This is a genomic window from Akkermansiaceae bacterium (genome assembly GCA_019634595.1).
Lineage (GTDB): Bacteria > Verrucomicrobiota > Verrucomicrobiia > Verrucomicrobiales > Akkermansiaceae > Luteolibacter.
This window is the reverse complement of the sequence record JAHCBC010000008.1, coordinates 97,413-107,405: the sequence shown is the minus strand read 5'-3', so window position 1 is coordinate 107,405 and position 9,993 is coordinate 97,413. Positions and strand designations below refer to the sequence as shown.

11 protein-coding genes are annotated in these 9,993 nt (G+C 62.8%); 3 read left to right on the top strand and 8 right to left on the bottom strand.

Going from position 1 to position 9,993, the window contains the following annotated elements:
- Together KF712_21945 and KF712_21940 are read left to right on the top strand one after the other, a co-directional pair.
- Positions 1–938: phosphatidylserine/phosphatidylglycerophosphate/cardiolipin synthase family protein (locus KF712_21945; protein MBX3743664.1), on the top strand; the 938-nt coding region annotated here is incomplete at its 5' end.
- Positions 939–1,001: 63 nt separating this feature from the next.
- Entirely contained in the window at positions 1,002–1,400 is a 399-nt protein-coding gene (locus KF712_21940) for a TM2 domain-containing protein (GenBank protein ID MBX3743663.1), read from the top strand.
- Between the two features lie 5 nt (positions 1,401–1,405).
- Here the strand turns inward: KF712_21940 and KF712_21935 are convergent, their stop codons facing one another.
- The 4 genes from KF712_21935 to KF712_21920 all read right to left on the bottom strand — a co-directional run bounded on the left by KF712_21935 (position 1,406) and on the right by KF712_21920 (position 3,932).
- On the bottom strand, positions 1,406–1,834 hold the full coding sequence (locus KF712_21935; GenBank protein MBX3743662.1) for a TPM domain-containing protein: 429 nt from the start codon (positions 1,832–1,834) through the stop codon (positions 1,406–1,408).
- 17 nt (positions 1,835–1,851) lie between these two features.
- Positions 1,852–2,619 (bottom strand): TPM domain-containing protein, encoded by a 768-nt coding sequence (locus KF712_21930; protein MBX3743661.1) that lies wholly within the window; start codon positions 2,617–2,619, stop codon positions 1,852–1,854.
- Positions 2,616–3,221 (bottom strand): LemA family protein, encoded by a 606-nt coding sequence (locus tag KF712_21925; GenBank protein ID MBX3743660.1) that lies wholly within the window; start codon positions 3,219–3,221, stop codon positions 2,616–2,618. The genes KF712_21930 and KF712_21925 overlap by 4 nt, the downstream gene beginning before the upstream one ends.
- 63 nt (positions 3,222–3,284) lie before the next feature.
- The gene (locus KF712_21920; protein MBX3743659.1) at positions 3,285–3,932 is read right to left on the bottom strand and encodes an HAD-IA family hydrolase; all 648 of its coding nucleotides are present in this window, start codon (positions 3,930–3,932) and stop codon (positions 3,285–3,287) included.
- A 103-nt stretch (positions 3,933–4,035) separates the two neighbouring features.
- On the opposite strand from KF712_21920, the gene KF712_21915 reads away from it, so the two are divergent.
- On the top strand, positions 4,036–4,893 hold the full coding sequence (locus KF712_21915) for a ThuA domain-containing protein (GenBank protein ID MBX3743658.1): 858 nt from the start codon (positions 4,036–4,038) through the stop codon (positions 4,891–4,893).
- 217 nt (positions 4,894–5,110) lie between these two features.
- Here the strand turns inward: KF712_21915 and KF712_21910 are convergent, their stop codons facing one another.
- The 4 genes from KF712_21910 to KF712_21895 all read right to left on the bottom strand — a co-directional run bounded on the left by KF712_21910 (position 5,111) and on the right by KF712_21895 (position 9,855).
- A complete protein-coding gene (locus KF712_21910; GenBank protein ID MBX3743657.1) occupies positions 5,111–6,058 on the bottom strand; it encodes an FAD:protein FMN transferase in 948 nt (315 codons plus the stop codon).
- Between the two features lie 4 nt (positions 6,059–6,062).
- Entirely contained in the window at positions 6,063–7,166 is a 1,104-nt protein-coding gene (locus KF712_21905; GenBank protein MBX3743656.1) for a formylglycine-generating enzyme family protein, read from the bottom strand.
- Between the two features lie 109 nt (positions 7,167–7,275).
- Positions 7,276–8,544 (bottom strand): MFS transporter, encoded by a 1,269-nt coding sequence (locus tag KF712_21900; GenBank protein MBX3743655.1) that lies wholly within the window; start codon positions 8,542–8,544, stop codon positions 7,276–7,278.
- Positions 8,545–8,676: 132 nt separating this feature from the next.
- Positions 8,677–9,855, bottom strand: coding sequence for a hypothetical protein (locus KF712_21895; GenBank protein MBX3743654.1), 1,179 nt, complete (start codon positions 9,853–9,855; stop codon positions 8,677–8,679).
- Positions 9,856–9,993 lie beyond the last annotated feature (138 nt).

Genomic DNA, 9,993 nt, shown 5'->3' with positions numbered 1-9,993 from the left:
AGCGCTCCAAGGACGTGGAGGTCCGTGTGATGTTCGATGACATGGGCAGTTCCTTCGCCCAGACCTCCCCGCCGGAGACTCCGGCCCCGAAGGGATTCGTCCCGCCCACGAACATGCCCCTCTATCTCCGTTCCGGTTCGGAACTGGAGGTACGCCGCACGCTCAATCCCTGGCTGGTGGCGGACCACTCGAAGCTTATCCTGGTGGACAACCGCGTCGCCTACATCGGCGGCATGAACATCGGCCGTGAGTACTTCAACGAGTGGCACGATCTGATGATCCGCATCGAGGGTCCCATCGTCGCGGACTTCCAGCGCGACTACAACCGCACCTGGCGGAAGGCCGGACCGTATGGCGACTTCGGCCTGCTGCGTCCGCCGAGATTCATCAGGCGCGTGCCGCCCGTGGGGGATGGCGCCCCCATCCGCATCCTGCGCACGGACCCTGCGGAGGGCCGCTACGAGATCCTCAAGGCCACGCTCATGGGCATCCGCGCCGCGCGCAAGAGGATCTGGATCCAGAACCCCTACGTCGCCCATGACGACATCACCATGGCCATCGAGGAGGCCGCCCGCCGTGGCGTGGACGTCCGCATGATTCTCCCCGCCCGTGGGGACTCCACCATCATGGACGTCGCCAACATCGCGGTCGCCCGCCGTCTCATCCAGGCCGGGGGAAAGGTCTATAACTACCCTCTCATGACCCACATGAAGGTGATGATCTGCGATGACTGGGCCTGCGTCGGCTCGGCCAACCTGGACACCCTCAGCATGCGCATCAACCGGGAGCTGAACATCTCCTTCCGGGATCCGGGGCAGGTGAAGGAACTCATCGACAAGGTGTTCCTGCCGGACTTCCGCATCTCCCCGCGCCGCCGCCTCAGCCAGACGGAGTCACCCATCGCCCCCATCGCGGAGGCCATCGCCGACCAGCTCTGACCCTACAAACAAGGTCCGGAATTCAAGTGGCGGGAAATCAAGATCCACGTCATCTGTCACCACATGACCACCCGTGGTGACACCCACAGCAAGACGATCGGTTACCTGACCTGGCTTTTCGGTTTCACAGGCTCGCACCGCTTTTACTACGGAAAACCGGTGACCGGTGTGATCTGGTTTTTCACCTTCGGCCTGCTGTTCATCGGCTGGATCATCGACCTTTTCCTGATCCCCTCCATGGACCGCCAGGCGGACCATCGCTTCACGGCAGGGCGCTATGACTATTCGGTCGCATGGATTCTCCAGACTTTCCTGGGAACCTTCGGCATCCATCGGTTCTACCTTGGAAAAATTGTCAGCGGCATCGTCTGGTTGCTCACCTTCGGCCTGTTCGGCATCGGTTATCTGTACGACTTCTGCACGCTGAACAGCCAGGTGGATGAGCGCAACCGGGCGGCTTGATACGCTCAATCCCGGAGAAGTTCATCCGGCAGTTCGTTCCGGTCTCCCTCTCCCCGGGGCCAGTGCTTGCTGAGGACATCCCCCAGGCCGCGCAACCCTTCCTGCAGGGAGGCGAGCGGGCCATGGTCATGCATCCCTTTCACCATCGCGGCGACCGCCTTGTCCCAGTAGTCCGCGGGCACCATGGCATCGAGACCGGCATCCCCGAGGATCACGATCTGTTTCACGCGCGGCATCATCACGATCAACGCGGCATTCCGGTTCGCGGTGTTCCTCATGCCATTCCTTTCGAAGACCCGCCAGGCATACCGCTTCGGCCGGAACACCACGCGGTCGGTCACACACACACGGATCTCCGCGCTGGTGCGTGCCTCCTGCTCCCGGATCGCCTGGATCAGCAGCAACTCCTCTTCGTCCGTGATGAAATGTTCCATGATTCTTGAATTGATCGTCACCAGCCGCCACTGGCCCCACCGCCACCGCTGCGGCCACCACCTCCGGAAAAACCTCCGCCACCGGAAGAGGATGAGCCTCCCCATGATCCCCCTCCCGAGCGGCTTCTTGAAGAACCCATGGCGCTGAAAATCACGTCAGCCACTTCAAAAATGACCGGGAAGCGGAGTCCGAGCAGCAGGAAACCGGCCACCAGAACCACCGGCCAAACCGATTCGGCGAAGCCTTCCGGGTGATCCAGATTCGTGCCGCCATCCCCTTCGTATTCACCTTTCAGGGAGTCGATGATGGCATCCACCCCGGCCCCGATCGCAGCCTCCCGGTCGCCCGCCAGGATACCGGGTGCGATCACTTCCCTGATGATCCTGCCCGCCCTCGCATCCGGCAGCGCGCCTTCCAGGCCGTAGCCGGTATGAATGCGGATCTTCCGGTCCGCCGCGAAGACCAGCAGCAGCACCCCATTGTCCTTCCCCTTCTGCCCGGGCATCCAGGCATCGAAAATACGCTGGCTGTAGTCGAACAACTCTTCGCCTGCCGGAAGCCGCCGGTAGATCCCGACGATCACCTGGTTGGAGGTTTCCCGCTCGAACCACTCCAGCTTCAGGTCCAGAGCGGAGTAGGCGTGGGCGCCCAGCCACTTCGCCTCGTCCTGGACATAGCGTGGGGAAGGGCTGGGCGGCAGGGGCGCCGCCAGGCTCCAGCCGCACAGCATGGCTGCGGAAACGAAAAACGCCGCCAGCCACACCGATAGACGCCGGGAGATCATTGACCGGATCCGAACTTCACTTCAGGCACCTTGTCCGTCCCGGCGTCGGATTTGAAATAGGGCTTCGTCTGGAAACCGAACATCCCCGCGAACAGGACGGCGGGGAATTTCCTGACACTGGTGTTGTAGTCCCTCACCACTTCGTTGAAGCGGCCCCGCTCCACCGCGATGCGGTTTTCCGTCCCCTCCAGTTGCACCTGCAGATCCCGGAATCCGGCGCTCGCTTTCAGGTCCGGATAGTTCTCCGCAACCACCAGCAGGCGGGACAGGGCGCTGCTGAACTGGCCCTGCGCTTCCTGGAACTTCTGCAGGGCCGCCTCGTCAGGCGCCTTGCCGGCATCGATGTTCACGCGCCCGACGGAGGCGCGCGCGTTCACCACACTTTCCAAGGTGGACTTCTCGAAGTTCGCGGAACCTTCCACCGTTTTCACCAGATTGGGCACCAGATCCGCGCGCCGCTGGTATTGGTTGGAAACCTGCGCCCACGCCGCGTCCACCCCTTCCTGTTGCCCGACGAGGCTGTTGTAGGTTCCCCTCACGGAGAAGGCGATGATCACGATCAGTCCGACGATGACCAGCAGAACGCCGATGCCCTTTTTCATGGAAGGCATTCCTAACACCCCTCCGGACGGGACGTCGAATACGAAACGATCTTTCGTTTCCAATCATTCCAGAGCCGCAGGGAGTTCACCCACCCCATCAATGAGTTTTTCAGGCCCACCTTCCAGCAACGGAGCGCGGTCATGGTAACCCCATGTCACGGCAACCGAACGGATGCCCGCATTGCGCGCCGTCTCCAGATCAATGGTGGAGTCCCCGATCAACACACAGTCCTCCGGTGGCAGGCCGAAAATACGGACGATCTCCAGCGCCCCCGCCGGGTCCGGCTTGTGCGGGATGCCATCCTTTTGCCCGACGACCGCATCAAACGCGATGCCGGGGAACAACCGCTCCACGATGACGGTGGTGAACGGATGCGGCTTGTTCGAGAGGACCGCCATCGGGTGGCCTTTCCCCCGCAGTTCCGCCAGCACCTCCGGAACGCCCGGATAGGGAGCGGTGCCTTCCTGCCAGTGCAGGTCATAGTGCGCCTTGAACGCCAGTTCGACGGCCGCGACGACCTCATCCGGGGAATCCCGCGGGGCGGCCCTCTTCGCCAGCATCCATGATCCGTTGCCGATGAACCGCCGGACCTCCAGCCCCCCGTGGGTGGCGAACCCCATGCCGGCCAAGGCATGGTTCAGGGACGCGGTGATACCCGGCAGGGAGTCCACCAGGGTGCCGTCCAGATCAAAAAGAAGACCTTGTTTCATGCAATCGATGCTGTGGGGTAACACCCATCCCCGGAAGCACATTATCCCCCGGAGAAAGATCGCCACCGGCCGTCCCGTAGCGCAGCCTCTCCATCACATCCCCATGATCAAGAAACTCCAGATGATCGCGTTCGCCACCCTGGCATCCCTTTCCGGGCTCCAGGCCGCCGAACCCGCCAAGCCGTTGAAAGTCCTGCTCGTCCTCGGCGGCTGCTGCCACGACTACGCGAAGCAGCAGTATCTCCTCTCCGATGGCATCTCCGCCCGCGCCAATGTCGATGTCCAGATCGAGTATTCCCCGGACAAGGGCACCAAAGGCAAATTCCCGATCTATGAGAAGGCCGACTGGGGCAAGCCCTTCGACGTGGTGATCCATGACGAATGCTGCGCCGACGTGACGGACAAGGCCTATCTCGACAACATCTTCAATGCCCACAAGGAAGGGCTCCCGATGGTCGCCCTGCACTGTGCCATGCACTCCTACCGCAGCGGCCCCTTCCAAAGCCCGATGAAACCGGACGCCCCGGAAGCCGGATGGTTCAACATCCTGGGCCTCCAGTCCTCCGGCCACGGCCCGCAGAAGCCCATCGCCCTCACCTTCGTGGACAAGAAGCACCCGATCACCGTCGGGATGGAGGAATGGACCACGGAGAAGGAAGAACTCTATAACAACGTCCACGGCATCGAGGGCAACTTCAAGAACTGGCCGGACGCCCATCCGCTCATCGAAGGCAAGCAGGACGCGGGGGACCAACCCGGAAAGAACCACGCCGTCGTCGCCTGGACCAACATCTACGGACCGAAGAAGACCAAGGTGTTCGGCACCACCCTCGGCCATAACAACGCCACCATCGAGGACGCCCGCTATCTGGACCTCATCACCCGCGGCCTGCTGTGGGTCACCGGAAAACTGGATGAAAACGGCAAGCCGCTCCCAGGATACGAGGCTCCGAAAAAATAATCAGAAAAATATGGGAGAGATGAAATAACATCTCCCGGACGGCGTAATATCGTCTGTCGCAAGACAAAGAAGGCGGTCCGCCTGACAGCTTCCAGGTTAAGGGTTTTTCCTCGGAGCAAGTCAGACGGATCGCTTCTTTTTTATGTGTCATGACATGGTAAATCCGCAAGGATCACCGTTTCTGATAACTGCAGGCCATGCCTTACAACAGGCGGCTCTAACCGTCCGCGTGGAAAACCTCCGCCCCCTGGGCCTCCACGAGCCGTTTTCCCGCCTCCCGGTCCGCGATGCAGCAGGCCGTGGCAAGCGCGTCGCTGATGGTGGCGTTGGCGGCGATGACCGTCGCCGCCGCGGGCTTCGTCAGGCCCAGCCCCGTCGCCGGGTCGATGATGTGGGAATAGCGGACGCCGCCGATCTCGATGAACTGGCGCAGGTCGCCTGAGGTGGACACCGCCTTGTTCCGCAGCAGGAGTTCCGCGGCATTATGATCCACATCCGTGTTGCGGACGCCGATGTTCCATCCCTCTTTCCCGGGGGGAGGATCCCCCATCCGGACATCCCCACCGGCCGTCACGGAGCTGCGGGAAACACCGTGTGCCCCCAGGATCGCCAGCATCCGGTCCGCCGCCTGTCCTTTGGCGATTCCCCCCAGGTCCAGCCGCATGTCCGGGACGGTGAAAGTGGCGGTCAATTCCGCGGGATCCAGCACCAGTTTTCTCCAACCGACCGCCGCCTTCGCCCGGGCCAGGGTGGCCGCATCCGGCAGTGCCTTCCTCCGCCGGGATTCCCTCCACAGGCGGGACAACGGACCGATGGTGGGATCGAACAAGCCGCCGGTCTTTTCCGCCTGTGACCACGCCTCCTCCAGCAGGCCGAAAAGCAATGGCGGTATCCTCACCGGCGTGCCGGGAGGAACCTTTCCGATGGAAAGCAGCTCGCTGTCCGCGATGTAGTCGGACGCGGTGTCGTTGATCCGCTCCGCTTCGGCGAACGCGGCCTCCACCGCCTTCCCGACCAGTTCCGCATCCCCATGGTAACAGGTGACGATGAAGCGGGTGGCCATCAGGCCACGCTCGAACCGGCGCCCCTCCTCCACTGCCGCACCCGCCCGGGGAACCCCGAGCGCGGACGCCATGAGGAGCAGGGCTTTCCGCCGCGTCAGCATGCCATCACTCCGTCGGTCCCGGACCTTGGTTCCAGTAGGCGTGCATTTCCTCCACGGTCGGGGTCTTCAGCGGCCTCACGATGCGGAAGCCGAGGAAAGGCGCGTTGGTGAAATACCAGATGGACTTCGGCACCTGCGGGTCGATGACCTTCCACATCGGGTCACTCCCCACCCGGGCCGCACTCCGCAGGAGTTCCGGATCCGCCTCCCAGTTCCCGCCGCGGACGATGGTGGGATAGCGATTGGGCGCGGGGACGAAGGATGCCGCATCCCCGTCCTTCAGCTTCGAGTAGGCATCAGGGAGATATTGGTCGAGCACGTGCTCTGACACGTTGCCGTGCATGTCGTGGAGGCCCCACGGGTTGGGCTTCTTCGTCCCCACCTTCTGGTAGCTGTATTCCGAGTTCTTCGCGTGCCACGCATACTCATCCAGCTTCGACACGTCGTCACCGAAGCTGTAGGTGGTGGTGGTCCCCGCGCGGCAGGCGTACTCCCACTCCGCCTCCGTGGGCAGGCGGTAGAAGTGGCCGGTCTGTTCGCTGAGCCACTCGCAGAACTTGTTGGCGGCATGGTGGGTCATGCCCACCGCCGGGTAGCTTTTCGAGTAACCTTCACCCATCTCGAAGTGCATCGGCATGTAGGGCGGGGTCGGCTGGGTGATCGAGTCGCTCAACGTCTCGCCATCCCCCACCGTCGGCGGCTCCGGGGTCATGATGTCGGAGTCACGGTTGAGCGTGCCGTTCTTGTTGCGGCTCTTTCCGTTCTCCATGAAGGGACGGTAGATGTCCCAGGTGATCTCCAGCTTGCCCATCCAGAATGGTTCCACCTTCAGCTTCCGCTGGGGACCTTCATCGTCCTTGCGGCCCGCTTCGGACGCCGGGGAGCCGATGGTGAACTCCCCGCCCGGGATCGGCACCAGGTCATAGGTCGCATTTCCCGCCAGGGTGGCCGTCTCCGTGTAGGCCTTCATCGAGGCGGCATCCCCGTCCGCCTTTTTCGCGATCTTCTCGTGGATCGCCTTGGTCGTTGGCAACAGGTCCGGATGCGGAAGTTCCGCGGCAACAGCGGGAAGAATGGACAGGGCGAGGAATGGGAGCTTACGGATCATGGATCTGGAAAAAAGGATGTCTCGGAAACGGAAATCGTGGGGCAGGATACGGAAAATAACGCGGAATTTATCAGCGGCGGCGGCCCGGCCCGGCGGGTATGGGAGCATCTCAGCTTTCGCTGTCAGCACTGCGGTCCCGGAAAGTGACGGCGAATACCACCGCCACCACCAGCGCGATGCCCGCCGGCAGCAGCCAGAATTCCTGCGCCCCGGCCAGCCAGCCAGCCTGGGTGGTGGGGTCCAGCTTGATGCGGTCCCCCCACCAGCCGAGGATGTAGTTGCCCACCAGCATACCAGCACCGTAGGTCAGCAGACCGATGAGCGCCTGGGCTGACGCCCGGATTTCCTCCGGAGCCTTCCGGTCGGTGTAGAGCTGGCCGGTCACGAAGAAGAAGTCATAGCAGATGCCGTGCAGCACGATGCCGAGCACCAGCATGGCAGGTGCCGACGGGGTGAGACCGAAAACCGCATAGCGGGCGGTCCATGCCAGCATGCCCACCAGCAGCATCCACTTCACCCCCAGCTTGCGGAAGAAAAACGGCACCAGCGCCATGAACACGATCTCGCTCACCTGGCCCAGCGCCATGACACTGCCCGCCCGGGGTCCGAAAGCCATCTTGTCCGCGAACTCATACGTGCGGGCGTAGTAGAAGGCGAGCGGGATGCAGATGAGGAAGGAACAGACCGCGAACACCGCGAAGGAGCGGTCCTTGAAAAGCTTCAGCGCATCCAGTCCCAGCAGCTTCGCGAAGCTCACCTTCTTTCCCCGTGCTCCCGGAGGGCAGGCGGGCAGGGTGAAGCTGTAGATGCCGTAGATGATGCTCACCACCGCGGCCAGCTTCATCGGGAACGAGGTGGCCCCCGCATTGTCGATGCCCGGCAGCACCGGGAAAGGGAACAGACCAAACATGGACTGCGCCACGACCAATCCGGAAACGATCCAGCCGATGGTGCCCCACAGGCGGATCTTTGGGAAATCGCGCTCGCTGCTTTCGATGTTCTTGAAGGTGATGGTGTTCACCAGAGCCAGCGTGGGCATATAGCACATGAAATACGCGAGCAGGCCCCAGAACACCGCCCCCGGCTCCGTGAGAGTGGAGCAGTAGAAGAGCAGCGCCGCCCCCACCAGATGCAGGAAGCCGTTCACCCGCTCCGCATTGAAAAAACGGTCGGCCACCAGTCCCACGAACAGCGGCGCGATCAGGCCCGCCCAGTTGTGCGTCGCGTAGCTCTCACCGATGATGGCATTCAGTCCCTCCCGGCCCTTGAACAGCTCCGCGAGATAACCGCCCATCGGCACGAAGAAAGCCCCCCAGATGAAAAACTGGAGGAACATCATCAGGGAAAGGCGGGCGTTGGTCGTACTCCGGGAACTCATGGTGGTTTGTTTCGGGCTGCGGGATGGCTGGGAGGCCGCCCCTTTTCTCCGGATTCCCGCGCCGTGACGCAACCCCATTGCGGACCGGCAACGGAAAAACATCCAAAGTCGCCGTATTCCGCCAGTCGGCCATCAGCCGCCGAACCGGATCATCACGCCTTTTTTCGCCCATTCCGCGGAAATCTCCGCCTCCAGCTTTTCATAGGTGCCACCGCCCAGCAGCGGCTTCACCGCCTCCTCGCCGGAGGCACCACCGTGCAGGCCTTCCAGGAACGTCCTCATCCTCGCGCCCCGCCCGCCGCCTTCCATGTGGAAAAAGTAATGGGTCACCAGCAGGCCCAGCGCGTAGTTCGTCCCCGCGTTCGGCCCGGAGAACTCGCTGTAGTCCATGAGGAAAAGATGGCGCAGCCGCGGCGCGGAGATCCGCGTCCCGAGGTTCCGCCCGCCCAGCCCGTTGTTGCCGGTGGAGGTGACGTACGCCTTCACCGAGTTCCCATGGATGTCCGGCGCGAAATATCCCCAGCTATACGGAGTCGCCGCCATGTACTCCGCCAGTCCCTCGCTGAACCATCCCCTCGCTCCGGGGGCATAGTAGGCCGCCGGAGTGAGCTGGTGCGCCAGTTCATGGACCAGCACCAGATTGGAAACCTTCATGTCCAGGCTGTAACCCGTCCCGCCTTTCTTCAGCCCCAGGCTCTCCATCGGCACCATCACGATGTTCCGGGCCGGCACATAGCACCCCGCCGATCCCGGTGGGCCGCCTGCCCGGATGTAGCCGGACATTTCTCCGAAAAGCAGGATGTCCAGCTTCCCGTCCCGGCCACCCGGGGAAAGCGAAAGCGGCAGCGCGCGGGCATACTTGCGCGTCGTCTCGAACATCACCGAGAAATTCCGCAGCGCGTCATCCGTGATCCGCGCATCCGCCGTGAATCGGTAGCCCGGGCTTTCATAGACGAAGCGTCCGCTCTTCGCATCCTCCAGCACCACCTTGCACGCGGACGCCCCATCCATCCGGACCTCCCGCGGCCATGGCCCGCCGAAGTTCCGCACCGCCGGCTGGGCCGCAGGTCCCTGCCCCGCCCTCCGGATCGGCATCGACGTGGAGAGCTGCCGTTGCAGATCCGTCCGGTCCGACAAGGAAAGATCCGCCACCGCCATCGTGAAGGTCCGGCCATCCGGGAGAGAAAGCACCACCTTCTCCCCCTCCATCTCCACGAACTCCGTCTCGAACGCCCGCCCGAACCGGTCGGTCCATGTCTTCGCGAACGCTCCTCCCTCCAAGGACAGGAAAATGCCCGCGGCTATGGTCATCCCAATCTTGGTTCGGTTGATCATGCGATTGGGGTCATGCCCGCGCCATAATTCCGGATCTGCCATGACTCCGCACGGCCAAATACCTTACGCGATCATGGGTATGATTATTCGGGAAGCGGAAAAAAGACTCCGACA

What these genes read in the sequence shown, in the direction of transcription:
- KF712_21940 (MBX3743663.1), top strand. Translation starts at nt 1,002, where the DNA reads ATGACCACCCGTGGTGACACCCACAGCAAGACGATCGGTTACCTGACC.
- KF712_21935 (MBX3743662.1), bottom strand. Translation starts at nt 1,834, where the DNA reads ATGGAACATTTCATCACGGACGAAGAGGAGTTGCTGCTGATCCAGGCG.
- KF712_21930 (MBX3743661.1), bottom strand. Translation starts at nt 2,619, where the DNA reads ATGATCTCCCGGCGTCTATCGGTGTGGCTGGCGGCGTTTTTCGTTTCC.
- KF712_21925 (MBX3743660.1), bottom strand. Translation starts at nt 3,221, where the DNA reads ATGAAAAAGGGCATCGGCGTTCTGCTGGTCATCGTCGGACTGATCGTG.
- KF712_21920 (MBX3743659.1), bottom strand. Translation starts at nt 3,932, where the DNA reads ATGAAACAAGGTCTTCTTTTTGATCTGGACGGCACCCTGGTGGACTCC.
- KF712_21915 (MBX3743658.1), top strand. Translation starts at nt 4,036, where the DNA reads ATGATCAAGAAACTCCAGATGATCGCGTTCGCCACCCTGGCATCCCTT.
- KF712_21910 (MBX3743657.1), bottom strand. Translation starts at nt 6,058, where the DNA reads ATGCTGACGCGGCGGAAAGCCCTGCTCCTCATGGCGTCCGCGCTCGGG.
- KF712_21905 (MBX3743656.1), bottom strand. Translation starts at nt 7,166, where the DNA reads ATGATCCGTAAGCTCCCATTCCTCGCCCTGTCCATTCTTCCCGCTGTT.
- KF712_21900 (MBX3743655.1), bottom strand. Translation starts at nt 8,544, where the DNA reads ATGAGTTCCCGGAGTACGACCAACGCCCGCCTTTCCCTGATGATGTTC.
- KF712_21895 (MBX3743654.1), bottom strand. Translation starts at nt 9,855, where the DNA reads ATGACCATAGCCGCGGGCATTTTCCTGTCCTTGGAGGGAGGAGCGTTC.